The sequence below is a fragment of the Billgrantia sulfidoxydans genome (assembly GCF_017868775.1).
GTDB classification, from domain to species: Bacteria; Pseudomonadota; Gammaproteobacteria; order Pseudomonadales; family Halomonadaceae; genus Halomonas; species Halomonas sulfidoxydans.
Map to the genome: position 1 here is coordinate 2,267,269 of NZ_CP053381.1, position 24,459 is coordinate 2,291,727.

Consider the following 24,459-nt stretch of genomic DNA (forward strand, 5'->3'; position numbering starts at 1 on the left):
GGCTCCTGGTTCAGGTCGCCTCAGGATAACAAATGGCGGCGGGCCTGACGTCTACCGCTCAGGTCGTATCGCCGCGGGTGCAGACCGAGAGCACCACCGCATCGTCGTCGCTGACCGAGACCAGTGCATGGCCCATGTCGCTGTCGAAGTAGATGCTGTCGCCGCGCGACAGCAGCAGCGGCTCGTAGAACTCGGTGTAGAGCTGGATCTCGCCCTCCAGCACCATCAGAAACTCCTCGCCGTCATGGCGCACCCACTCGCTGAACTCGTCGAAGCTGCGTGCGCGGACGATGGTCTTGAACGGAATCATGCGCTTCTGGGCCAGCTCGCAGCTGAGCAGCTCGTGCTCGTAGGTAGGCGTCGGGTGGCGCTGCCCTTCGCCCTGTCGGGTCAGATCGCGGCGCCCCATGGTGCGCGGCTGCACCTTGGGCGGCGTGAGCAACTGCGGCAGGTCGATGCCCAGGCCGTTGATCAGTTTCTGTACGGCGGTGAACGTCGGCGAGATCTGGTCGTTCTCGATCTTGGACAGGGTGGAGCGGGCCAGGCCGGTGCGCTGGCTGACGTCCTCCAGGGTCCACTGGTTGGCCAGGCGGATTTCCTTGAGTCGTTCGCCGAGGCGCAACGGTTCGACGAAGGGTTTGCGTCCCGAGGCGATGCGTAGCGCGGCCTGCTGGTCGGTGTTGGCGGGCATGAATGAGTTCACTATCGGAAACAGAGTTTCCCGAAGCGTACCACAGATGTTCCGCTTGCACCGGTCGCATGGCGCCACCCCCATGCGCGTTCCCGACACAGCCGGGCGGCTCAGGTCTCGAAGGGCAAGCCTAGCAGGGCCTTGAGGTGGGCCTCGGCGCTGCGCCCCAGCGAATCCAGGTCGTAGCCGCCCTCGAGCACCGACACCAGGCGCCCCTCGGCATACAGCGCGGCGACATCCAGGGCCAGGCGAGTGACCCAGTAGTAATCCTCGTCCTCCAGGCACAATTCCGCCAAGGGGTCGTCGCGATGCGCGTCGAAGCCGGCCGAAACCAGCACCAGCTCGGGCTTGAAGGCGTGCAACGCCGGCAACCAGTCGTCCTCGATCGCGCGGCGGAAGGCGGCGCTGCCGGTGCCGGCCTCCAGCGGCGTGTTCACCACGTTCTGCCACTCGCTGCGCAGGTAGCGCCAGGGGTAGAAGGGGAACTGGAAGCTGGAGCAGATCAGGACATCCGGGTCGTCCTTGAAGATATCGATGGTGCCGTTGCACTGGTGCACATCGAAGTCGAGGATCGCAATGCGCCGCGCCCCGTAGCGGGCGCGGGCGTGAGCCGCGCCGACGGCGACGTTGTTGTAGAAGCAGAAGCCCATGGCATCGGTGGCCTCGGCGTGGTGGCCGGGGGGGCGCACGGCACAGAACACGTTGTCGGCCTGGCCGCGATAGACCTGGTCGACGCCGCGGATCACCGCGCCCGCGGCCACGCGGGCGGCGTCCAGGCTGTCCGGATTCATCAGCGTGTCACCGTCCAGGCTGACGATGCCCGACTCGGGAACACACTTGTCGAGCGCTTGGAGGTGACGCAGCGGATGCACCCGGGCGAGTTCCTCTTCGCTGGCGGGTCGCGCCTCCGATTGCATGGTCTGCTGCAGCAGGCCGCTGAGGGCCAGACGGGCGCGGATGGCCTCGAGGCGCAGGGGGCTTTCGGGGTGCTCCGGGCCCATATGGTGAAGGTCGCAGTCCGGGTGCGAGATGAACGCCGTGATCATATGGAACTCCAGAGTGACTGAAGTCACCTTAATGCGCGCAAGCCCTTGCACAACAGTGTCAATAAGTCGTACACAAGGAGGCATCCACTGCTCTGCTGAGGTGACGTCTTGAGCACCCGATTCCTGCGCCACTTCTTCGAACCTCGTACCATCGCGGTCATTGGCGCCTCGGAAAAGCCCCACTCCATCGGCGGCATCGTGATTCGCAACCTGCAGGAGGCCGGCTTCCCCGGGGCAGTGTGGGCCGTCAACCGCAAGGGCTACGAGACGGTTTTCGACCGGCCGTGCGTCTCGCGGGTGAGCGAGCTGCCCGAAACGCCCGATCTTGCCGTGGTCTGCACGCCCGCGGCGACCCTGCCCAGGGTGATCTCCCGGCTGGGGCGGATCGGCGTGAAGGCGGCCCTGGTGCTCTCCGGCGGCGCACATCTCGACGACCCGGAGGAAGGCCGCGGCTCGATCCGCGAGCGCATGCTGTCGGCGGCGCGCGAATCGGGTATCCGCGTGCTGGGGCCGGAGTGCATGGGACTGATCGTGCCGGGCCGACGCATCAACGCCTCCTACTCCAGCCAGCCGGTAAAGCCGGGCAAGGTCGCCTACCTCGGGCAATCGGGCATGCTCGGCAACGCCATGATCGACTGGGCGGCAGGCCGCGGCATCGGTTTCTCGCACCTGATCACGGTGGGCGACAGCGTCGACGTGATGCTTCCCGATCTGATCGACTACATCAACCAGTACGCGCCGACCCAGGCCATCCTGCTCCACCTGGAGCGCATCCAGGATTCCCTGCATTTCATGACCGCGCTGCGCGATGCCTCGCGCCATCGCCTGGTGCTGGCGATCAAGAGCGGCCGAACGCCGCAGTCCGATCTCTCCGGCATGCCGCCGACCCCGGGCATCGCCAATCGCGACGTGGTCTTCGAAGCCGCCTTCTCGCGCGCCGGCGTGGTGCGGGTCAACGATTCCGACGAACTGTTCGATGCGCTGATGACCCTGTCGCAGATGCGCCCGCTCAAGGGCGATCGCCTGGCCATCGTCTCCAACGGGCTGGGACCGGCCATGCTGGCCATCGACAAGCTGATCAGCGCGGGAGGCGCCCTGGCGAGCTTCAGCGCGGAGACGCGCCAAGCGCTGCGCGAGGGTGAGTTCGACATGAGCAAGCCCGGCGAGAACCCGGTGGACCTGGGGGGCGATGCCACGCCGGAGCGCTTCGTCGCGGCGCTGGAGATCGTCGCCGCGGACCCCGGCGTGGACGCCGTACTGGTGGTACACGCTCCCACGCGGCTGGCCCCGTCAAAGACCACCGCCCAGGCACTCATCGCCAATCGCAAGCGCTTCAGGCGCAACCTGCTGACCAGTTGGATGGGGCTGGAGGGCGCCCTCTATGCCCGCCACGAATGCAGCATGGCGGGCATCCCCACCTATGTCTCGCCGGAAAAAGCGGTCAAGGCGTTCATGCACATGGTCGATTACCAGCGCGTCCAGGCGCTGCTGCAGGAGACGCCACCGAGCCTGCCATTCAGCACCACCACGGACATTCGCGCCCGTTGCCATACCCTGATCGAGCAGGCCAGGGCAGAGGGGCGCGAGACCCTGTCCCACGCCGAGACCGCCCAGGTGCTCGAGGCCTACGGCATCCCCGTGGCCCCCAGCCGCTACGTGCACACGCCCGAGGAAGCCGCGGCGGCAGCCGAGGAACTCGAGGGTCCCTGGGCGTTGAAGGTGATTCACGATGGCAACTGCCGCCCGTTTCGCTATCGCAAGCATCCGCACCGCATCTCGGCGGGGCTGCTGCAGGACCTCCATGAGCCGAGCCAGGTCGCCGAGGGCCTCACCCGGCTGGGCGAGAAGGTGCACGAGAAATTCCCCCCGGTGAAGATACGCGAGTACTGCCTGCAGCCCATGCAACGCGGCAAGCAGTCGATGCAGCTCTGCGCCGGCATCACCCGCGATCCGGTGTTCGGGCCGCTGATCGTGTTCGGCATCGGTGGCTACAAGGTCAATATCCTGGCCGACCGGCAGGTCGCGCTACCGCCGCTCAACATGACCCTCGCCGCCGACGTGGTGGGGCGAACCCATGCTGCGAGGCTTATTCGCGAACACTCCGGTGAACCCGAGCGCGACCTCCAGCGGCTGTGCCAGCTACTGGTCAAGCTGTCGCAGATGGCGTCGGACCTGCTCGAGCTGCGCGGGCTGGAGCTCAACCCCCTGCTGCTCAATCGCGACGGCATGCTGGCGGTGGATTTCGCCCTCGACCTCGGCCCCCCGGCACGCTTCGCCATCATGCCGTACCCGGAGGAGCTGCGGGAGTGGGTGACGCTTAACAACGGCATGCGCGTCGAGGTGCGCCCCATCCGCGCCGAGGACGCCCCGCTGATCACCAGCTTTCACAGCCAGCTGTCGGAGGAGAGCATTCGCTTCCGCTACTTCCACAACAAGTCCGACCTCAGCCAGCGCGACCTGTCGATGCTGTCGCACATCAACTATGACCGCCAGATGGCCTTCATCGCCGAGCACCAGAAGGAGGATGGCGGCAAGGAGATGCTCGGCGTGGTACGGGTGTGGAACGACCCCGACAACATCCGCACCGAATTCTCCATCATCGTGCGTGACGATATGGCCGGGCAGGGGCTCGGCAGCCTGCTGATGAAGAAGATGATCGCCTACTGCAAGAGCGTGGGTACGCTGGAGATGATCGGCAAGATCATGGTCGACAACCACCCCATGCGAGCGCTGATGAAGCATCTCGGCTTCCGTTGCCGCTACAACATGGAAGAGCAAGTCGTGGATGCGGTACTGCGCCTCAACGAGCCGGAGAGCGAATGGCAGCGGCACCGGCTGGAAAGCCTGCCGGACTGACGCCATTCGGCGCCGACCTCAGCGTCGGCGCCTGCCGTTGGGGCGGGACCTCAGGGCGCCAGGCGGAAGGAGTGCCAGCTCTCGTCCCGATACTCGTAGCGAATGCGATCGTGAAGCCGGCTCGGCTGCCCCTGCCAGAACTCGATCATGTCGGGCACCACACGGTAGCCGCCCCAATGCACGGGGCGCGGGATCTCCTGCCCCTCGTAGGCCTGCTCGAAGCGGTGTTGACGCTCCTCGATCCAGTGCCGGTCGGGGATCACCACGCTCTGGGTCGCCACCCAGGCGCCGAGCTGGCTGGCACGGGGGCGACTGTTGAAGTAGGCGTCCGACTCCTCGTCGGAAACCAGTTCGACACGACCTTCGATGCGCACCTGCCGCCCCAGGGAAGGCCACCAGAACACCAGCGCGGCATGCGGCACGTTGCTCAGCTCGCTGCCCTTGTGACTGTGGTAGTTGGTGTAGAACACCACGCCACGCTCATCGTAGCCCTTGATCAGCACGATGCGCGCGTGAGGTAGCCCCTGGCTGTCGACGGTAGCCAGCGTCATCACGTTGCCATCCTCACCCTCGACTTCCAGTGCCAGCGTCAACCACTCATCGAACAGTACCATGGGCGCCGCGGGCACCATGCCTTCCTCGAGCCTGCCACCCTCGTAGTCGCGCCGTATGTCGGCGATGTTGCGTGTCATGGCGTACTCCTCGTCTTTCTGTTCATGGTCGCCGCTGAGAGACGTCAGCACAACACCCCGCGGCTTGACCGTTATCATGTTTTCGTCATCCGGACCGTGCCGGTAGCCCGCGTTTCACGCGTCGCGCGCCGCCTTGATCTGACGACTGCGAAAGCGGGCGTAGAACATGCAGCCGGTGAACAGCGCCAGGGCGACCAGGGCCTCGGCAACGCCGAGCGCCCCCTGCCCGGGCAGCGTGGCCACCATCACGCCTTGAACGAAGTACAGCAGGCTGACGAAGGCCAGCCAGGCATGGCCCCTGGCGCGCTTTCCCAGGATCGAAGGCAGGAACAGGATCAACGGCAGCGCGCGGATCAGGATCGGCGTCAGCGGATGGGTCCCGGCCTGCATCGCCAGGCCGCTCCAGACCAGCAGGACCAACAGCAATACATAGCTGGTGAGGACCAACTGGCGACTGCGCTCGGTGAGCATGTCCAGGCCATGGCGAGTCTCGAGTCCCTCGACCCAGCGCCTCATGAAGCTTTTTCCCTCAGGTGCCCGAGCGCCAGGGCCAGGCGCCCCAGACGCTCCCCCTGGGCACGCACCAGCCGCCGCTCGGCATCGGCCAACGGCTGGTCGCTACGCTGCCCGGCCAGATGGCTGGCCCCGTAGGGAGTGCCACCGACGGTAGTGGTCATCAGGTCGGTCTCGCTGTAGGGCAGGCCGGCATAGACCATGCCGTGGTGCAACAGCGGCAGCAGCATGGAGATCAGCGTGGTTTCCTGACCACCGTGCAGGCTGGAAGTGGAGGTGAACGCCGTCGCCGGCTTGTCCACCAGCACGCCGTTGAGCCACAGGGCGCTGGTGGAATCGATGAAATACTTCAGCGGCGCGGCCATGTTGCCGAAGCGGGTCGGGCTGCCCAGCGCCAGGCCGGCGCAGTGACGCAGGTCCTCCAGGTCGGCATAGACGGCCCCCTCGGCGGGGATCTCGGGGTCGACGGCCTCGCAGGTGGGTGAAACGGGCGGCACGGTACGCAGCCGTGCCTCGATGCCGGGGCAGGACTCGACGCCGGCGGCCAGCTGCTCGGCCATGCTGCGCGTGGCGCCATACCGGGAATAATAGAGGATCAACACATAGGGCAGGGAGTCGCGCATCGTGGCTCCGATTCGAGTGGGCAGGCGATCAGTCGTGGGCATGGAGCAGGGCGAGCACGTCCTCCGGCGGGCGACCGATCACGGCGCGCTTGCCGTCGTCGGCAATCGGACGCTCCAGCAGCTTGGGAAAGCGAAGGAGGGCGGCGATCACCTGCTCCTGATCCTGCAGGTCGGTATCGTCGACTTCCTGCCACTCCGCCTCCTGGGTGCGCACCAGGCGCTCGCCGTCGGCGTCCAGGCGCGACATCAGATCGCGCAGCTCTTCCTCGTTCAGCGGCTCGTCGAGGTAGCGCCGCACGGTCACCTCGGCGCCGTGCTCCTCCAGCAGCGCCAGCGCCTGGCGCGACTTGGAGCAGCGGGGGTTGTGATAGAGCGTGATGGCCATGCGCGACTCCTCGATCCTTGGAAGGTTGGTCCATATTGTAGAAGGGGCGTCACCCAGGCCACAACCGCAGCCACTCGAAACTTCCGCGCCGATCAGTCGGTTGCGCCGGCGCCGGCGGGGTGCGATACCTCGCTCAGGCGGCGGTAGACCCATGCCATGCGGCCATCCGCCAGGCGCATGGGCACGCGTCGATAGCGTATCCCCAGGCGCTCGTAGCGATCCAGGCGCTCCAGCTCATCGGCGTCGACCACCACGATTTCACCCGGGACCCGCTCGCCCGGCGCCTCGGCCAGATCGAGCCCCTCGCGGCGAAAGCCTTCTAGCACGGCCGCCTGGGTCTCTCCCGCACGGCCCATCACCACCCAGCGTATAGGGGCGAAGCGCAGTGTGCCGTAGACGAAGACGGCATGCTCGCCTTCCTCGATCGGGGGGAGATGGTCGGGACGATCGTAGCTGAAGGGGCTGAGCAGGGTCAGCCATAGCCAGCCGAGCACGGCCAATGGGGTTGCCAGTGCCACGATAACGGCATGGGACAGGCGCATACACGCTCCTTGCGTTCGTGATGGGATTTATCCTGACACGGCAGAGGCGAGGCTGTCCGGTTCTCCCTCGGCTCGACGCTCTGTTAGGATGCGAAGCATGGCTCGACCACCGCGGAGGATGCCCATGGCCCAGTCGGCACACGAGGATCAGGACTTCAGGGCGTTGATGGGAGATGTGAAGCCGCTACGCCGGCGCACCAACCGAGCCGATCCGGGTCAGCGACGACGCCGGCCCACGGAGGCCCAGTTGGCACGACGCGAAAGCGCCCAGGCCGAACTCGCCGAGGACAGCTTCCTGTCGGACGATTTCGTCGAGCTGCTTCCACCGTTCGATCCCGTCGCGTTTCGCCGCGACGGCATCCAGCAGGGCGTCGTCGACCGCCTGCGCCACGGCGGCTATCCCGCCCAGTCACGCCTGCATCTGCTGCGGCGCCCGCTGGCCGAGTGCCGGCGGGTACTGCCGCCCTTCATCCGCGAAGCCTATGCCCACGACCTGCGTTCGCTGCTGATCGTACACGGCCGGGGGCAGCAGCCCGACAGCCCGGCCAACGTACTGCGCTCCTACCTGGCCAAGTGGCTGGCCCAGTTCGATGAGGTACAGGCGTTCGCCTCCGCCCAGCAGGCCGACGGCGGTCTTGGCGCCACCTGGGTGATGCTGCGCAAGAGCGAGCGGGCGAGGGCGGACAACCGCGAGCGGCAGCAGAAGCGACGCGGCTGACGCTGCCCCTGCACCACGAAGCCGGCACGCGGCCGGCTTCGTGGTTACACCAAGGGGGCTTTATGCCAACGCTGGCTCAGCGTGCTTTACCGCTTCGCGCATGCGCCGGCGGAACAGCGGCTCATCGACGTCGACGGCCGGCTGATAGGCGCGGCTGAAGGCGTTGAGGGCCTGCAGGGCGTCTTCAAGCCACTGGTCTTCGCGCAGCGACAGGGCATCGAAGCCGCAGCGGGTGAGGAAGAAGGCTTGATCGACCAGCACGTCGCCGATGGCACGAATCTCGCCATCGTAGCCGTAGCGCTCACGCAGCAGGCGCGCGAGACTGTAGCCACGGCCGTCGGTGAACTTGGGGAAGTCGATGGCGATCAGCGGGGCAGAAGCCAGCTCGTCGGCCAGTTCCGGCGTCAGCTCGGTGTCGCTGCCCAACCAGGGCGCCAGCTCCTGGCTTCCTTTCAGCTCCTGCCAGCGCGCCAACGGCACGATGGCCGGAGAGGCGGGCAGCGCGGCGTCCTCTTCGCGAATCAGCACCCAGCGGTCTTCGGCCGGCTTGCCGCCACGAATGAAGGGGCGCACGGAGACGTTCTGATCAGGCATATACCCGCTCCTTGAAAGGCTTGAGGCCGATACGGCGATAGGTTTCGATGAAGGTTTCGCCCTCGACACGCTCACCGACATAGACTTGCAGCACCTTGTCGATCACCTCGGGCACGCTTTCGCGGTCGAACGAAGGGCCGAGAATCTTGCCCAGCGATGATTCGTTGCCCTGAGCACCGCCGAGCGAGATCTGATACCACTCCTCGCCCTTCTTGTCGACGCCGAGGATGCCGATATGGCCGACGTGGTGATGTCCGCAGGCGTTCATGCAGCCGGAAATGTTGAGATCCAGCGGCCCCAGGTCATAGAGGTAGTCGATGTCCTCGAAGCGCTCCTGAATGGCCTGGGCCACCGGGATGGACTTGGCGTTGGCCAGGGCGCAATAGTCACCGCCCGGGCAGCAGATCAGGTCGGCGAGAGTGCCCACGGTGGGGTTGGCCAACCCGAGCTCGCCCAACCGGTGCCAAAGTTCCTCGAGGCGATCCACCGCCACGTCGGCAAGCACCAGGTTCTGCTCGTGGGTCACGCGAATCTCACCGTAGCTGAACTCGTCGGCCAGGCCGGCCACCTGATGCATCTGCTCCCAGGTCAGGTCACCGGGCGAGTGGTTCTTGCGCTTGAGTGACAGCGTCACCGCCTTGTAGCCCGGCACCTTGTGCCCATGCACGTTATTGGTCACGAAGCGGGCAAAGGCCCGGTTCTCGCCGCGCAGGCGCTCGAACTCGGCAATTGCCCCGTCGCTGACGGTGCGCCGCTCGGGGTCGACGAAATGCGACTGCATCGCCTCGACGGCTTCGCGGGTCAAGGTCTGCGGCCCATCCTTCAGATGCGCCCATTCGGCGTCCACCCGACGGCGGAACTCCTCGACGCCCAGCGCCTTGACCAGAATCTTGATGCGCGCCTTGAACTTGTTGTCGCGGCGGCCGAACTGGTTGTAGACGCGCACCAGGGCCTCGAGATAGGTCAGCAGGTGCTGCCAGGGCAGGTCCTCACGCACCACCTCGCCGATCATCGGCGTACGACCGAGACCGCCACCGGCCAATACCTTGACGCGAACGTCGCCGTGTTCGTCGCGCCATAGGCGCAGGCCCACGTCATGCACCTGGATGGCGGCACGATCCTCGGCGGCACCCGTCACCGCGATCTTGAACTTGCGCGGCAGGTAGGTGAATTCGGGATGGAAGGTCGACCACTGGCGGATCAGCTCGCACCACGGGCGCGGATCGACCTCTTCGTCCTCGGCAATGCCGGCGAACTGGTCGGTAGAGGTATTGCGAATGTCGTTGCCGCTGGTCTGGATGGCATGCATCTGCACGCTGGCCAGCTCGGCCAGCATGTCCGGCACCGTCTCCAGCTTCGGCCAGTTCAGCTGCAGGTTGGTACGGGTGGTGAAGTGTCCGTAGCCGCGATCGTAGTCGCGAGCCAGATCGCCCAGCTTGCGCAGCTGGTAGGAGGCCAGCATGCCGTAGGGGATGGCAATACGCAGCATGGGTGCGTATCGCTGGACGTAGAGGCCGTTCTGCACGCGCAGCGGCAGAAATTCCTCGTCGCTGATGCGGCCGGCCAGGTAACGGTTCATCTGCTCGCGAAACTGGGCGACGCGTTCATTGACCAGTGTCTGATCATGGGTGTCGTAGCGGTACATTCAGCCGGTCCTGCTGCTAGGGGATTGGCGAAGCGTCAGGGGGCACCATAACGCCCCTGCGATATTCTATGAAAGAATAAATATTCATATTTTTTATACGTAAAGACATATAAAGCGTCAAGGGGCATGCTACCTGCTCAAAACTGCAGCCGAAGCCACTGACGACGCTGCCAGATCGCGGCAAACCACAGTGAATTCAGGCAGCGATAGCCGAGCTGCACCCACCAGATGCCCAGCAGGCCCTGCTCCATGGTCACGCCGACCCACCAGGCCAGAGGCAGGAAGACCAGCCACTGCAAGGTAAGGGTAGTGGTCATCACGGTACGGTTGGCCCCGGCACCCAGCAGCGCCTGCCCCAGAACCAGGGCAGCGGCATCCAGCACGATCATCACGGCAGTCAACTGCAGCGGCAGCCGGGCCAGGGCGATCAGCTCAGGATCGTACAGGAACAGCCCCAGGACATGCTCGGGCCACAGCGTCATGGGCAATGCCAGCGACGCCAGGCATAGCCAGGCCAGGCGCACCACGTCCCAACCCCAGCGATGCGCCTCGCCATGAGCCTGTTCGCCAAGCGACTGGCCCACCAGGCTCATCGCGGCCATGCCCAGGCCCACGCCGGGCAGGATCAGCAGCAGCGACAGATTCACCAGCACATGGCCCACCGCCACGCTGGCGGTATCGATCCGGCCCAGGATCCAGAACAACACGGCATAGCCGGCAGCGAACCAGAGCTGCTGAAAGGAGTGCGGCGTGGCCAGGCGCAGGGTCGTCAGTAGCGTAGGGCGCTCCGGCAGTTGCCTCATGAAACCGCAGGAGACGGCGTGACGGGCGCTGACCCAGGCCCAAAGGCCAAGCCCGGCGAGCAGCGAAAGGGTGGTTCCCGCGCCAGCGCCTGCCGCCCCCATGGCGGGCATTCCCAGGTAGCCGAAGATCAGACAGAGGCTGGCGAGCACGTTGACGACGTGCATCACCAGCATGATGCGCAGGTAGTAGCCACTCTGCTGGATGCCGTTCCAATAGCCACGAAAGCAGAAGATCATCGCCACGGCGGCGAGCGACATCACTCGCCAGCGGAAGTACTCCACCGCGACCTCGGTGACCTCGGCGCTGGGGTTGAGCCACCCCAGCAGCCACGGCGCCTGCCACAGGCAGAGCAGGGTAACGGGCAGCGACACCAGCAGGGCAATCGCAAGGCCGGCATTGAGCGGCAGGGCACGCAGGTGCCAGGCCTGCTCGCCGTGCCGCCAGGCGGTCTGTGCCTGCACCCCCGACGAAAGCCCGAACACCAGCGCGGTGATCAGGAACATGGCGTAGCCGCCGATGCCCACGCCGGCCAGCGGCACCTCGCCGAGCGAGCCGACCAGGCCCGCATCGATCAGATTGATCAGGCTCTGGGTGACCATGGCAGCGATGATCGGCAGAGCGAGGCGCAGGATTCTCCGGCGGCGCAGGGAGTCGGGTAACATCCGTACTATCGGTTCGCGTACTATCGGTTCATCTGAAAAACGCCCGTGCCGGTGGCACGGGCGGTGTCGAATGGCGACACGTCAGGCCGGATCGTAGGAGAGCACCGGCGACAGCCAGCGCTCCATCTCGGCAAGCGTCATGCCCTTGCGCTCGGCCAGCGCCTCGACCTGGTCGCGGGTGATCTTGCCGGTCGAGAAGTACTTCGACTGGGGGTGGGAGAAATACCACCCCGAGACTGCCGCGGCCGGCCACATGGCGAAGTTCTCGGTCAGCTCGATACCGGCGTTCGCCGTGGCATCGAGCAGGCGGAACAAGGTGCGCTTCTCGGTGTGGTCGGGGCAGGCGGGGTAGCCCGGCGCCGGCCGGATGCCCTGGTACTTCTCGGCGATCAACGCATCGTTGTCCAGCGTCTCGTCGGGCACGTAGCCCCAGAACTCCTTGCGCACCCGCTCGTGCATGCGCTCGGCGAAGGCCTCGGCCAGGCGGTCGGTGAGGGCCTGGACCATGATCGCGTTGTAGTCGTCGCCGGCGGCCTTGTAGCGCTCGGCCAGCGCCTCGACGCCATGGCCGGTGGTCACGGCGAAGCCGCCGATCCAGTCGGGCTTGCCGCTCTCCTTGGGCGCGACGAAATCCGCCAGGCTGTAGCAGACGCCGTCGCGATTCTTGGTGGTCTGCTGGCGAATGTGATGCAGCCGCTCGATCACCCGGCTGCGCGACTCGTCGGCATACACCTCGATGACGTCGTCATCGACGCTATTGGCCGGCCACAGGCCGATCACGCCGCGCGCCTCGACGCGCTTCTCGTCGATCAGCTTGCGCAGCATCTGCTGGGCATCGGCGAACAGGCTGCGCGCCGCCTCGCCGACCACGGCGTCGTCGAGAATCTTGGGGTACTTGCCCACCAGCTCCCAGCTCATGAAGAAGGGCGTCCAGTCGATGCGCTCGAGCAGCTCCTCGATATCGTAGCCATCGAACACCTTGAGGCCGGTGACGGCAGGCCGGGGCGGGGTATAGCCGTCCCAGTCGATGGGCAGCTTGCGCTGACGCGCCTCGGCATAGCTCAGGTCGGCCGCCTTGGGTCGACGCTTGGCATTGCGGTCGCGCACCTGCTCGTACTCGGCCTTGATCTCGGCCACGTAGGTGGGCTTGAGCGCGGGCGAGAGCAGCTTGCCGGCCACGCCGACCGCCCGGGAGGCGTCGGCCACGTAGATCACCGGCTCGTCGTACTGCGGCTCGACCTTTACCGCCGTATGCGCCTTGGAAGTGGTGGCGCCACCGATCAGCAGCGGCAGCGTGAAGCCCTGGCGCTGCATCTCCTTGGCCACGTGTACCATCTCGTCCAGCGACGGGGTGATCAGGCCCGAGAGACCGATAATGTCGGCGTTCTCCTCGCGGGCCGTCTGCAGGATCTTTTCCGCCGGCACCATGACGCCGAGGTCGACCACGTCATAGTTGTTGCACTGCAGGACCACGCCGACGATGTTCTTGCCGATGTCGTGTACGTCGCCCTTGACCGTGGCCATCACGATCTTGCCCTTGGCCTGCTGATCTTCCGCCGCGAGCTCGCTCTTCTCGGCCTCGATATAGGGAATGAGATAGGCCACCGCCTGCTTCATGACCCGCGCCGACTTGACCACCTGGGGCAGGAACATCTTGCCCGCGCCGAACAGGTCGCCGACCACGTTCATGCCGTCCATCAACGGCCCCTCGATCACCTCGATGGGGCGGCTGGCCTGCTGGCGGGCCTCCTCGGTGTCGTCCTCGATATAGGCCGTCACCCCCTTCACCAGGGCATGCTCGATTCGCTTGTTGACCGGCCAGGATCGCCACTCGAGGTCCTCCTTTCTGGCCGCACCGCTGCCATCGCCCTTGTACTTCTCGGCCAGATCGACCAGTCGCTCGGTGGAGTCGCTGCGGCGATTGAGCACCACGTCCTCGACCGCCTCGCGCAGTTCCTCCGGCAGGTCGTCGTAGACCGCCAGCTGGCCGGCGTTGACGATACCCATGGTCAGCCCGGCACGGATCGCATGGTAGAGGAAGACCGAGTGGATCGCCTCACGCACCGGGTTGTTGCCACGGAAGGAGAACGACACGTTGGAGACGCCGCCCGAGACCATGGCGTGGGGCAGGTGCTCGCGAATCCAGCGGGTGGCCTCGATGAAGTCGACGGCGTAGTTGTCGTGCTCTTCGATGCCGGTGGCGATGGCGAAGATGTTAGGATCGAAGATGATGTCTTCCGGCGGGAAGCCGACCCGTTCGACCAGCAGCTCGTAGGCGCGCTGGCAGATCTCGGTCTTGCGCGCGAAGGTATCGGCCTGGCCGGCCTCGTCGAAGGCCATCACCACCACGGCGGCGCCGTAGCGGCGGCACAGGCTGGCCTGCTCGAGGAAGGCCGCCTCGCCCTTCCTTGAGCGAGATCGAGTTGACCACCGCCTTGCCCTGCACGCACTTGAGCCCGGCCTCGATGATCTCCCACTTGGAGGAGTCGATCATGATCGGCACGCGGGCGATGTCGGGCTCGCCGGCGATCAGGTTGAGGAAGCGCACCATCGCCTCCTGGGACTCGAGCATGCCCTCGTCCATGTTGATGTCGATGACCTGGGCGCCGTTCTCCACCTGCTCCAGCGCCACCTCCAGCGCCGTGGTGTAGTCCTCTTCGACGATCAGCCGCTTGAAGCGCGCCGAGCCGGTGACGTTGGTGCGCTCGCCGACGTTGACGAACAGCGAACTCTTCTCGATGTTGAACGGCTCGAGGCCGGAGAGGCGGCAGGCGCGCGGGCGCTCGGGCACCTGGCGCGGCGCCAGGCCCTGGATGGCGGCATGGATCGCGGCGATGTGCTCCGGGGTCGAGCCGCAGCAGCCGCCGATGATATTGACCAGGCCGCTCTGGGCGAACTCGGCGACGATGGCGGCCATCTCCTCCGGCGTCTGGTCGTACTCGCCGAATTCATTGGGCAGCCCGGCGTTGGGGTGCGCGGAGACGAAGGTGTCGGCCTTGTTCGAGAGTTCCTCGAGATAGGGGCGCAGCTCCTCGGCGCCCAGCGCACAGTTGAGGCCGATGGAGAGCGGCCGGGCGTGACGCACCGAGTTCCAGAAGGCTTCCGTGGTCTGGCCGGAGAGGGTGCGCCCCGAGGCGTCGGTGATGGTGCCCGAGATCATGACCGGCAGGCGCTCACCGCGGGCCTCGAACAGGGTCTCCAGGGCGAAGATGGCGGCCTTGGCGTTGAGGGTGTCGAAGATCGTCTCGATCAGGATCAGGTCGGCGCCGCCCTCGATCAGCGCTTCGGCCGCCTCGTAGTAGTTGTCGCGCAGCTCGTCGAAGGTGACGTTGCGCTTGGCCGGGTCGTTGACGTCCGGTGACAGCGAGGCAGTGCGCGAGGTCGGCCCGAGCACGCCGGCGACGTAGCGCGGCACGCCGGTTTCGGCCGCCACGGCGTCGCACACCTCGCGCGCCAGGCGCGCCGACTCGCGGTTGAGCTCGGGCACCAGCGCCTCCATGCCGTAGTCGGCCTGGGACAGGCGGGTGCTGTTGAAAGTATTGGTCTCGATGATGTCGGCACCGGCCTCGAGATACTGGCGGTGAATGCGCGTGACCAGATCGGGGCAGGTCAGCGCCAGCAGGTCGTTGTTACCCTTGAGGTCGGAGGGCCAGTCGCCAAAGCGCTCGCCGCGGAAGTCGGCTTCGTCGAGCCGCGCATTCTGCAACATGGTGCCCATGCCGCCATCCAGCATGAGGATGCGCTCGCCGAGCCGTTCGGAGAGGGAGGCGGTCAGTGCAGAAGGTAGGGCGGCCATGGGTCGGGTCAGTCTCCAGCGAAAGTCACGTCCAGGAATCGAGGCCGCCCCGCGAATTCTTGTCGGCTGCTGGCGGTGGCGGTCGTGTCGGCCCGCCATGGTAGCAAAACCAGCGCCTTGAGGGCAGGGCCGATCAAAAACCGAGCAAAACAGTCGGGATTGTCTCTCAGCCGGCTTTTGCTTACCATAATGGCATGTCACTTACGGCCGGCCGACGCGGCCGAGGCCCGACCAGCGAGAACACCATGAGCGAGACCATCCAGATTACCGACAGCGCCCAGGACTACCTCGCCGAGCTGCTCGAGAAGCAGAACGTCGAGGGAATCGCGGTGCGCATCTTCATCACTCAGCCGGGAACCCCCTACGCCGAGACCTGCCTGGCCTACTGTCGCCCTGGCGAGGAGGAGCCGAGCGACGAGAGACTCGCGCTCGAAAAGATCGTGGTGTTCCTCGACAAGAACAGCCTTCCCTTCCTCGAGGAGGCCGTGGTCGACTTCAATGCCGACCGCATGGGCGGCCAGCTGACCATCAAGGCGCCCAACGCCAAGATGCCCAAGGTCAACGCCGATAGCCCGCTGGAGGATCGCGTCAACTACATCCTCTACAGCGAGATCAATCCCGGCCTGGCTGCCCACGGCGGCGAGATCAAGCTGGTCGAGCTGACCGAGGATCAGGTGGCGGTGCTGGCCTTCGGCGGCGGCTGCCAGGGCTGTGCCGCGGTCGACCTGACCCTCAAGGAGGGGGTGGAGAAGACCCTGATGGAGCGCATCCCGGAGCTGGCCGGCATCCGCGACGTGACCGATCACACCGATACCACCAACGCCTACTATCGCTGAGCCTCCCGCGGCGAGCCGCATCTGGCGGGATCGCCGCGGTTCACACCGAACGCGCCCACCGGGCGCGCCGCTCCTTTCAGCGAACGCTCTCGGAAGGCTCTATCCTGGAGCCTTCCTGGGTTTCGGCTCCCCGTTCCGCACGGCGTGACGCCTTTCCTTCCTCGTCAGGCTGCCAGGTTCGCCGCATCAGCTCCGCTTCGAGCGTACGCAGGCGTGCCGCCTGCTCGTCGATATGGCGTTTCTGGTCGTCGATGCGGGCCTGCAGCAACGACTGCTCGTGGCGCAGGGTATCGATGCGCTCCTCGGCACGGCTCCTGGCCCACTGGGTCTCGCGATGCTGTTTCTCCTCCCTGGACAGCGCCGCCTGGGTCTCGTGCAGCTGCCGCTGCATGTTCTCCTGGCGCTTCTCGAGTTGCGCCACCGTGGCGTCGTGTCGCTTCTCGGCCGACATCCGCTCTTGACGCGCCTCGTCGAGCAGGCCCATCAGTCGCGCCTCGGCGGCCTCGTGGCGCTGCTCCTCCTGGTTCAGGCGCGCCAGTTGCTGGGCGTCGCGGTCGGCCAGCGCCTGCTGGTGCGCCTGCATCTGCTGCTCGTTCTCTCGCTGCAGCTTGTCGAGCTGCTGCAGGGTGCGATTCAGGCGCTGTTCCAACTGGCGCGTGCGCTCCTGCCACTGGTCGCGCTCGCTCTCCACCTTCGCCAGCGCAGCACTACGCTGCTCGAGCCGCTGCTCCGTGCCCGCCAGGTGCGCTGACAGGGCGGCCTCGCGCTGCTCGGCATCCTCGACCTGGCGCTGCGCCTCCTGCATGGCGGCCTGCGCATCCGCCACGCGCCGGTCGGCCTGCTCGCGGTAACCCGCCAGCCCCTCGCCGGCCGCCTCCTGGGCCTTGTGCCACAGGCTTTCCGCCAGTTTCAGCACCGGTTCCGGCATGGATTGGGAGGCGGGCAGGTCGCGGCTGGCCTCACGCTGCAACCGCCACTCCCTCAGATGATCGCTGATGGTGGTAAAGCTGCCGGTTCCCAGCACGTCGCGAATCTTCTGGACGCTGGGCGCCTCCCCTTTGGCCAGCAGGGTCTCGATGGCCTGCTGGACGTCCTCGTACTGCACACCGCTGCGCGCCATGACGATCTCCTTGTGTGGTGGGGCGGCTGATCCTTGCTCTAGCGGCAGGCGTCGCTTGTTGTTGCTGTTTCCGTGCGCCCGCTCGGATACCTAAGCATAGCGACTTTCGTCCAAGGCGGAAAGCTAATTACATTATACGTAATTACGTAATTTACGTAACACAGATCACCAAAAATTCATGATTACCCGTCTTATCTTGAATTTGTTGCCGCTACACGGGAGACTCAAGCACACGACAAGGGGCAGAAAGCACAGCGGCAGGGCAGGCGATGCACGAACGAGAGGCGTACGAGGAGAGCGGCAGTGACACCACCGCGAACCGGAACCAGGGGCGGCCGCCGGTTCGCCATGCCATCCCACCGACGACGGTTCCTGTCGTGGCCAACGCCAATGGCGCTGCTCGTATCGCGGCCAGCAGCGATGCCGAGGCCGTGGCCCTGTGGCTTGCCGAGTACCGTGCCAGCCCGCAGACCCTGCGCGCCTATCGCCGCGAAGCCGAGCGGCTGCTGCTATGGCTGGAACACCAGGGGCGGGGTCTCGAGCAATTGCACCGCCAGGACCTGGACGCCTTCGAGGCGTTCCTGGCGTCGCCCACGCCGCGCCACCTCTGGGTGGGGCCGCCGCGGCCGCGACACGCGCCGGACTGGCGGCCGTTTCGCGGACCGCTGTCGCCGGCCAGCCGCAGGCAGAGCCTGGTGATCCTGCAGGGCATGTTCGCCTGGCTGGTCGAGGCGGGGTGGGTTGCACACAACCCGTTCCGCTTGATGCGCGACAAGCGCCGCCGGCTCGACAATCGTCAGCCCGGCATCGATCGCTATCTGGAGCGCCCGCTGTGGGAGTGGCTGTGGCAATGGCTCACCCAGCCCCTGGAAGATGACGCCAGCGCTCGCGAACGCTACCTCTGGCAGCGTCGGCGCGTGATATTCGGCTTCGCTTACCTGCTGGCACCGCGTATCGGCGAGATGGCCGGCGCCGAGATGGACGACTTCTTTCAGCGCGAAGGGCGCTGGTGGTGGCGCGTAGTGGGGAAGGGCGACAAGGCTGCCCGGATACCGGTGCCCGACGACATGCTGGCCCTGTTGCGTGACTGGAGGCGTGAACTCGGCTTATCCGCTGAGCCTGCGCCCGGGGAGGCAGGCCCCGTGCTGCGCGGACTGGACGGCCAGCGTGGCCTGGGCGACAACCAGCTCTACCGCCTGATACGCGACACCTTTCACCAGGCCGCCTCGGCCCTGGAAACCGAGGCCGGCGATACGGCGACGGCACAGGTGGCGCGGCTGCGCAGCGCCACGCCGCACTGGCTACGCCATACCGCGCTCACGCACCAGGCCCAGGCCGGCGTGGAGCTGCGCTACCTGGCCAGCACCGCTCGCCATGCCCGACTGGACACCACCGCCCAATACCTCCATACCGAAGACGAGGAGTGGCATCGCCAGCAGTCGGCCCATGGATTGCCCGGCAGGGCGGCTGAGCCGGTATAATGGTGGACGAGCCAATACGGGAGACGACATGACTACCGAAGCCACGGCCGAACAGGCCCAGCAGGCGCTGCTGGAAGAGTTCGAGATGTTCGACAACTGGATGGACCGCTACCAGTACATCATCGACATGGGCAAGCAGCTGCCGGCGTTTCCCGAAGAGTGGAAGACGCCGGAGCGCAAGATCCAAGGCTGCCAGTCCAACGTCTGGATGCATCATCGCCGCGAGGGCGAGGTACTGCACTTCGACGCGATATCGGATGCCGCCATCGTCTCCGGCCTGATCGCCGTGCTGATGCGCATCTACAACGACCGGCCGGCCGCCGAGATTCGCGACACCAGCCCGCATTTCCTCGAGGATTTGGGACTGGACAAGCACCTTTCGCCGACGCGCAGCAACGGGCTGCACGCCATGCTCGGCAAGATCTACGAGGTCGCCGACAGCGAGGCAGCCTCGGCCTGACGCCGCCCCGGCGCGAGCGCGATGGCGCGTCGTCGCCGCTCCCGCGCGAGGATGCCCTCGGCATCCAGACTGGTGATGGAAACGTCACGCGCGGCAGGGATCTCGCCCGCCAGTTGCAGCGCCTGGTAGCGACCACAGCAGACGCGCAGGAAAGAAGCGAAGTTGGCGGGGTCGTGGCCGGCCTCGGCGCACTCCCGCGACAGCTTCGCCAACAGCTGGCTCAGGGACAGCCCGTCGCGCCTGCCGATCTCCTCCAGGATCGCCCAGAAGAAGCGCTCCAGGCGCACGCTGGTGGAGACCCCGTCGAGGCGGATGGAGCGGGTCCGGGGCTCCCAGAGGCTGGATTCGGCGCCGATGAAAAGCCTGCACATGCCGTTGTCCCCCTTGCTGGCCCGACCGACACCTCATCATGGTACCGGATGCGGGCCAGAGCAAGGCGATCAGGGCTCGATGCGCGTTCCGAGGACCTGCAGGAACTGGGCGAGCCAGGCAGGGTGGGCGGGCCAGGCCGGAGCGGTGACCAGCTTGCCATCGGTAACCGCATCGTCCACCGCAATATCGGCATAGCGCCCCCCGGCCAGCTCCACCTCGGGTCGACACGCCGGGTAGGCCGAGCAGGTACGCCCCTCCAGCACCCGGGCGGCCGCCAGCAGCTGGGCGCCATGGCAGATCGCCGCCACTGGCTTGTCGGCCTCGAAGAAATGACGCACCAGGCCGATGACCTTGTCGTTCAGGCGCAGGTACTCCGGCGCCCGGCCGCCGGCGATGACCAGGCCGTCATAATCGGCCGGCTCCACCGTAGCGAAGTCGGCGTTGAGCGTGAAGCGATGGCCGGGCTTCTCGCTATAGGTCTGGTCGCCCTCGAAATCGTGAATGGCGGTGGCGACGGTATCGCCGGCCCGCTTGTCGGGGCATACGGCGTCGACGCGATGCCCCACGGCCTTGAGGGCCTGGAACGGCACCATGGTCTCGTAGTCTTCGGCAAAGTCGCCGCACAGCAAGAGCAGTCGCTTGGCAGGCATGGCGTGTCTCCTCATCGACTCGTCGTGGTGGATGTGCCCACGCATCAGTCTGGCACGGGCGGGCCGGAGGAGGGTGGTAGCGGGCTACTACAGCCACTCGTCAAGCAAAGGCAGGCGCGCGACGAGGCGCCGGCATGGCAGGGTCAGCGTTCGGGCAGGTGGCACGCGTGGCGACAGCGAAAGTGCTCGTCCAGCTCGGGGTCTTCGCGACAGAGCCGTTCGCTGGGTCCGCCGGGCACGGGATCAAGGCCGCCTTCGCTACCGGGGTGGCAGCGTACGATGCGCTTGGCGGCAAACCAGCCGCCGCGCAGCGGGCCGTGGACATGAATGGCTTCCACCGTGTAGTGGGAGCAACTGGGCCAGAAGCGGCAGCGTGGGCCCAGCAGAGGGCTGATCGCCAGCTGGTAGAGCCTGACCAGGCCGATCATCGCGAACCCAAGAGCGCCGCGTAGCAATCGACCAAGGCAGGCGAGCCAGGCCGCCAGGCAGGGCATGGCTCAGCGCCCCTCCGCCGGCTTGCGGTAGAGGGTTTCCGGGTCGATCAAAGGCTCGCTGGTGATGCGCGCTTCGCCGTTTTCCAGGGCCACGTAGAAACAGCTGCGCCGCCCGGTATGGCACGCGGGGCCGGTCTGTTCGACCTGTAGCAGCAGGGTGTCGCCGTCACAGTCGAGGCTGGCTCCGCGCAGGTGCTGCTGCTGGCCCGACGACTCCCCCTTGCGCCACAGCTTGCCGCGGGAGCGCGACCAGTAGCAGACGCGCCCGGTGGCGAGCGTCTCTTCCAGCGCCTCGCGGTTCATCCAGGCCATCATCAACACTTCACCGCTGTCGTGCTGCTGCGCAATGGCGGGGATGAGGCCGTCGCCGTTGAAGCGTACGGCGCCGAGCACCTCGGCCAGCGGCACTCGGGAGTCGAGCTCGGCATGCTCGAGTTGCTTGAAGGTATCGGTCATGGCTTTTCCGTTATGACTCGCTCAGGCCTGCGCCACTGCCTTCAGGCACAGGTCGCAGCTGCCCAGCAGCTCGATGGTCTGGCGCTCGACGCGAAAGCCGAGGTCGCGGGCCTGGGCGCTGAGCTGGGCGTTGACGTCGTCCAGATGCAGCTCCTCGACGCGCCCGCAGTGGCGGCAAATCAACAGCTGGAAGCCGTGTGCATGCTCGGGGCAGGGGCAGGCTACGTAAGCGTTGAGCGACTCGATGCGATGCACCAGCCCTTGCTCGATGAGGAAATCGAGCGCGCGGTAGATGGTCGGCGGGCGGGCAGCCGCATGCTCGACGGCGAGCCGATCGAGCAGCTCATAGGCCTTTAGGCCGCCGCTGGCCCCGGCGATCATCTCGAGTACGCGTCGTCGGATCGGGGTGAAGCGCACCCCGCGAAGCTGACATTGTCTTTCGGCCTGCGCGAGCAGGGTGGTAGCGTCGGTCATGGGCGACCCAGGATTTCAGGAACAGCCACCATTCTACGTGGTGACACAAGGCTCGGCCAGCTCGGGATCGGGCAGGTCCTTGAGTTCGCCGCGGCGAGCGAAGTGCTGCTGGGCGAACGCGACCCGCGCCTTGACGCCCATCCCTTCGGGCTGCTTTTCCACCAGGTCCAGGCGTGAGCGCAGCCCCTCACCATTGGCCATTTGGATGGCGAGACCCGGGCGAGCATTGAGTTCGAGCAGCATGGGGCCGCGGTCGCGGTCGATCACCATGTCGGTACCGAGATAGCCGAGCCCGGTCATCTCGTAGCAGCCGGCGGCCAGTTCCAGCAGGTTGGTCCAGTCGGGAATGCGCAGGCTGGCCAGCTCGTGGCCGGTATCCGGGTGGTCGCGACGCGAGCGGTCGAACTGGACGCCACGCACCGCCGTGCCCGTGGCGATGTCGAGCCCCACCCCCACCGCGCCCTGGTGCAGGTTGGCCTTGCCGTCCGAGGCGGCCGTGGAGAGACGCATCATGGCCATCACCGGGTAGCCGCGGAAGATGATCACGCGAATGTCCGGCACGCCCTCGTAGGTGTACTCGGAGAGCTGCTCGTCGAAGTTGATCAGCGCCTCGATCATCGCCACGTCGGGCGCGCCCCCCAGCGAGTAGAGCCCCGACAGGATGTTCGAGATGTGGCGGTGCAGGTCCTCGAGGCTGAGCTTGGCGCCGCTGGGCTTGACGAAGCCATCGCTGTCGACCCGCTCGATCACCAGGATGCCCTTGCCGCCGCTACCCTTGGCCGGCTTGATGGCGAAGCCGCCATGCCCCTCGATCATCTTTCCGACCTGCTTGACCTCGAACTGCGTGGTCACCGTGCCGATCAGTGCCGGCGAGGTGATGCCGTGCTTCTCGGCAAGCAGCTTGGTTTTCAGTTTGTCATCTACCAGGGGGTAGAGACGGCGCTTGTTGTAGCGTCCGATATAGCGGATGTTGCGCCGGTTCATGCCGATGATGCCGCGGCTACGGAGTTGGCTTGGCCATACCCACATGATGCTCAGTCCTCGGTGACCGGTTTGAAGCGCCGCAGCTCGAGCAGGCGGTAGCCGGTGTAGTTACCCAACAGCATGATCAGCGCCATGATGATCAGCTGGACGCCCAGGAAGTTGAAGGTGATGTGGCGAATCCAGGGATTGTTCATCGCCAGGTACGCCAATACCGCCGTTATGAGGCTTCCGCCGCCCTGAATCAATACCTGCTTGGGGCCTTCCTCTTCCCACAGGATCGACATGCGCTCGATGGTCCAGGCCAGGATGATCATCGGGAAGAAGGTGATCGTCAGGCCCGCGTTGAGGCCCACCCGGTAGGAGAGCACGGAGAAGATCGAAATGATGGCGATGACCGTGATGATCACCGCCGAGACTCGAGCCACCAACAACAGGTTGAGATAGGAGAGGTAGTTGCGTATCACCAGCCCGACGGAGACGACCAGCAGGAAGCCGACCAACCCGGTGGGCAGAGTCGTCTGGATGAAGGCCAGTGCGATCAACACGGGCATGAAGGTGCCCGAGGTCTTGATCCCGACGAGGATGCGCAGGAACACGACGACCAGCGCGCCGATGGGAATGAGCAGGATGGTCTGGAACAGCGCCTGCTCCTCGAGCGGCAGGCTGTGAATGGAAAAGTTGAGCAGGGTATCGTCTGCCAGCTGGCTGCGTACGGCAGCCGCAGCAGGCTGGCTGCGCGACAGCATGGAGAAGGTGACACGCGAGTTGGTGCCGCCCTGGACCTCGAGCACGGCACGTCCGGCCGTCTCCCAGAGCAGGAGATTCTCCGGCTGACCCTGGTCGGCGGTGCGCGGGTTGAACAGCGCCCAGTTCTCTTCGTCCTCGAAGACCATGATCCAGGAGGTCAGCGTCTGGCGCCGGCGCCCGTCCTCGAGCATCAATCCGCTGACTTCGCGGGCATGCACGCCGGCCTGATTGAGCAGGCGCACCAGCAGGGGCGTACGCTCGAACTGGGTCAGCAACAGGCGTGCGTTCTCGCCCTGGCGATCGTCGTTGAAGTCGCGGATCAGCTCGCGTGTGAACGTGTAGGGATCGGCGCTGCGCATCCAGGCGCGCTCGATCACCTGCGCCGCCGCGGTATCGTAGGGGCGCTCCCAACTGACTTCGCGCAGGGAGGGGCGCGAGATCTGGCGCTTGCGCTGGTCATCGGTCACCAGCAGGCGCACGGAGTAGTAGAGCTGCTGGCTGCCGGTGGCCTGGCGGATCGACCACTGCGCGCGCCGCCCGGTTTCGTCCTGCAGGAACGACAGCCCGTAGCCCGGGGAGGCGGTGTTCTCGGTCAGGATCCGGTAGCCGCGCTGATGCGAGGGCAAGGCCAGTTCGACGCGGGCGGGCTCGCCCAGGGCGGTGAAGTCGACGACCGCTTCGACTTCCCAGACCTGGCGCTGCTCGCCCGGGGTCCAGGGCACCTCCATCGCGATGTGTCGATGCAGGCTCGTGCCGATACCGAGCACCATCAGCAGACCCACGATGAGATAGAAGGGCAGTCGCGACATGTATCATCC

At 66.1% G+C, this 24,459-nt stretch carries 23 protein-coding genes and 1 pseudogene; 5 read left to right on the top strand and 19 right to left on the bottom strand.

From position 1 onward, the window contains the following. Nucleotides 1-58: 58 nt before the first annotated feature. Together HNO51_RS10540 and HNO51_RS10545 are read right to left on the bottom strand one after the other, a co-directional pair. Entirely contained in the window at nucleotides 59-691 is a 633-nt protein-coding gene (locus HNO51_RS10540; RefSeq protein ID WP_209537405.1) for a helix-turn-helix domain-containing protein, read from the bottom strand. A gap of 110 nt (nucleotides 692-801) precedes the next feature. Next, entirely contained in the window at nucleotides 802-1,737 is a 936-nt protein-coding gene (locus HNO51_RS10545) for a histone deacetylase family protein (protein ID WP_197447322.1), read from the bottom strand. Nucleotides 1,738-1,845: 108 nt separating this feature from the next. Here HNO51_RS10545 and HNO51_RS10550 point away from each other — a divergent pair, with 108 nt between their 5' ends. After that, complete coding sequence (locus HNO51_RS10550; RefSeq protein WP_209537406.1) at nucleotides 1,846-4,593, top strand: bifunctional acetate--CoA ligase family protein/GNAT family N-acetyltransferase; 2,748 nt, start codon at nucleotides 1,846-1,848, stop codon at nucleotides 4,591-4,593. Nucleotides 4,594-4,643: 50 nt separating this feature from the next. On the opposite strand, the gene pdxH is transcribed toward HNO51_RS10550, so the two are convergent. The 5 genes from pdxH to HNO51_RS10575 form a co-directional block, all read right to left on the bottom strand. Beyond that, nucleotides 4,644-5,285: a pyridoxamine 5'-phosphate oxidase gene (pdxH, locus tag HNO51_RS10555; RefSeq protein WP_197447324.1), complete on the bottom strand. Its 642-nt coding sequence runs from the start codon at nucleotides 5,283-5,285 to the stop codon at nucleotides 4,644-4,646. A 114-nt stretch (nucleotides 5,286-5,399) separates the two neighbouring features. Continuing rightward, nucleotides 5,400-5,801, bottom strand: a complete 402-nt coding sequence (locus HNO51_RS10560) for a DUF2069 domain-containing protein (RefSeq protein WP_197447325.1) — start codon at nucleotides 5,799-5,801, stop codon at nucleotides 5,400-5,402. Then, nucleotides 5,798-6,421, bottom strand: a complete 624-nt coding sequence (gene wrbA, locus HNO51_RS10565; RefSeq protein WP_209537407.1) for an NAD(P)H:quinone oxidoreductase — start codon at nucleotides 6,419-6,421, stop codon at nucleotides 5,798-5,800. Before wrbA ends, HNO51_RS10560 begins: the two co-directional genes overlap by 4 nt. Nucleotides 6,422-6,449: 28 nt before the next feature. After that, entirely contained in the window at nucleotides 6,450-6,806 is a 357-nt protein-coding gene (gene arsC / locus HNO51_RS10570; RefSeq protein ID WP_197447327.1) for an arsenate reductase (glutaredoxin), read from the bottom strand. Between the two features lie 92 nt (nucleotides 6,807-6,898). Continuing rightward, the gene (locus HNO51_RS10575; protein WP_209537408.1) at nucleotides 6,899-7,348 is read right to left on the bottom strand and encodes a gamma-glutamylcyclotransferase family protein; all 450 of its coding nucleotides are present in this window, start codon (nucleotides 7,346-7,348) and stop codon (nucleotides 6,899-6,901) included. A 124-nt stretch (nucleotides 7,349-7,472) separates the two neighbouring features. On the opposite strand from HNO51_RS10575, the gene smrA reads away from it, so the two are divergent. After that, nucleotides 7,473-8,066 carry a DNA endonuclease SmrA gene (gene smrA, locus HNO51_RS10580; RefSeq protein WP_197447329.1) on the top strand — a complete coding sequence of 198 codons (594 nt, stop codon included), beginning with the start codon at nucleotides 7,473-7,475 and terminating at the stop codon, nucleotides 8,064-8,066. A gap of 60 nt (nucleotides 8,067-8,126) precedes the next feature. On the opposite strand, the gene HNO51_RS10585 is transcribed toward smrA, so the two are convergent. The 4 genes and pseudogenes from HNO51_RS10585 to metH all read right to left on the bottom strand — a co-directional run bounded on the left by HNO51_RS10585 (nucleotide 8,127) and on the right by metH (nucleotide 15,567). Further along, a complete protein-coding gene (locus HNO51_RS10585) occupies nucleotides 8,127-8,660 on the bottom strand; it encodes a DUF934 domain-containing protein (protein WP_209537409.1) in 534 nt (177 codons plus the stop codon). Continuing rightward, on the bottom strand, nucleotides 8,653-10,305 hold the full coding sequence (locus tag HNO51_RS10590; protein WP_209537410.1) for a nitrite/sulfite reductase: 1,653 nt from the start codon (nucleotides 10,303-10,305) through the stop codon (nucleotides 8,653-8,655). The genes HNO51_RS10585 and HNO51_RS10590 overlap by 8 nt, the downstream gene beginning before the upstream one ends. Nucleotides 10,306-10,442: 137 nt before the next feature. Further along, nucleotides 10,443-11,771, bottom strand: coding sequence for an MATE family efflux transporter (locus HNO51_RS10595; protein ID WP_209537411.1), 1,329 nt, complete (start codon nucleotides 11,769-11,771; stop codon nucleotides 10,443-10,445). 81 nt (nucleotides 11,772-11,852) lie between these two features. Continuing rightward, nucleotides 11,853-15,567, bottom strand: a pseudogene (metH, locus tag HNO51_RS10600) (methionine synthase). A gap of 245 nt (nucleotides 15,568-15,812) precedes the next feature. Here metH and nfuA point away from each other — a divergent pair. Continuing rightward, on the top strand, nucleotides 15,813-16,403 hold the full coding sequence (gene nfuA, locus HNO51_RS10605; protein ID WP_197447334.1) for a Fe-S biogenesis protein NfuA: 591 nt from the start codon (nucleotides 15,813-15,815) through the stop codon (nucleotides 16,401-16,403). Nucleotides 16,404-16,479: 76 nt separating this feature from the next. Here nfuA and HNO51_RS10610 read toward each other — a convergent pair whose 3' ends face one another. Further along, nucleotides 16,480-17,523, bottom strand: a complete 1,044-nt coding sequence (locus HNO51_RS10610; RefSeq protein WP_197447335.1) for a DNA-binding protein — start codon at nucleotides 17,521-17,523, stop codon at nucleotides 16,480-16,482. Nucleotides 17,524-17,792: 269 nt separating this feature from the next. Between HNO51_RS10610 and HNO51_RS10615 the strand changes: the two genes are divergently transcribed. Both HNO51_RS10615 and HNO51_RS10620 read left to right on the top strand, forming a co-directional pair. Further along, entirely contained in the window at nucleotides 17,793-19,004 is a 1,212-nt protein-coding gene (locus HNO51_RS10615; protein ID WP_209537412.1) for a tyrosine-type recombinase/integrase, read from the top strand. A 28-nt stretch (nucleotides 19,005-19,032) separates the two neighbouring features. After that, a complete protein-coding gene (locus HNO51_RS10620; protein ID WP_197447337.1) occupies nucleotides 19,033-19,464 on the top strand; it encodes a SufE family protein in 432 nt (143 codons plus the stop codon). Here the strand turns inward: HNO51_RS10620 and HNO51_RS10625 are convergent. From HNO51_RS10625 to HNO51_RS10655, 7 genes are all read right to left on the bottom strand, one after another. Next, entirely contained in the window at nucleotides 19,428-19,835 is a 408-nt protein-coding gene (locus HNO51_RS10625) for a ribbon-helix-helix domain-containing protein (RefSeq protein ID WP_209537413.1), read from the bottom strand. The genes HNO51_RS10620 and HNO51_RS10625 overlap by 37 nt on opposite strands. Before the next feature lie 69 nt (nucleotides 19,836-19,904). Then, nucleotides 19,905-20,486: a DJ-1/PfpI family protein gene (locus HNO51_RS10630; RefSeq protein WP_209537414.1), complete on the bottom strand. Its 582-nt coding sequence runs from the start codon at nucleotides 20,484-20,486 to the stop codon at nucleotides 19,905-19,907. A 143-nt stretch (nucleotides 20,487-20,629) separates the two neighbouring features. Then, on the bottom strand, nucleotides 20,630-20,980 hold the full coding sequence (yidD, locus tag HNO51_RS10635) for a membrane protein insertion efficiency factor YidD (protein WP_209537415.1): 351 nt from the start codon (nucleotides 20,978-20,980) through the stop codon (nucleotides 20,630-20,632). A 3-nt stretch (nucleotides 20,981-20,983) separates the two neighbouring features. Further along, the gene (gene hisI / locus HNO51_RS10640; protein WP_197447341.1) at nucleotides 20,984-21,436 is read right to left on the bottom strand and encodes a phosphoribosyl-AMP cyclohydrolase; all 453 of its coding nucleotides are present in this window, start codon (nucleotides 21,434-21,436) and stop codon (nucleotides 20,984-20,986) included. A gap of 21 nt (nucleotides 21,437-21,457) precedes the next feature. Further along, nucleotides 21,458-21,910: a transcriptional repressor gene (locus tag HNO51_RS10645; RefSeq protein WP_197447342.1), complete on the bottom strand. Its 453-nt coding sequence runs from the start codon at nucleotides 21,908-21,910 to the stop codon at nucleotides 21,458-21,460. 33 nt (nucleotides 21,911-21,943) lie between these two features. Further along, nucleotides 21,944-22,939, bottom strand: coding sequence for an alpha-L-glutamate ligase-like protein (locus tag HNO51_RS10650; RefSeq protein WP_197447343.1), 996 nt, complete (start codon nucleotides 22,937-22,939; stop codon nucleotides 21,944-21,946). A gap of 5 nt (nucleotides 22,940-22,944) precedes the next feature. Beyond that, nucleotides 22,945-24,450, bottom strand: coding sequence for an inactive transglutaminase family protein (locus HNO51_RS10655; RefSeq protein WP_197447344.1), 1,506 nt, complete (start codon nucleotides 24,448-24,450; stop codon nucleotides 22,945-22,947). Between the last annotated feature and the right edge of the window lie 9 nt (nucleotides 24,451-24,459).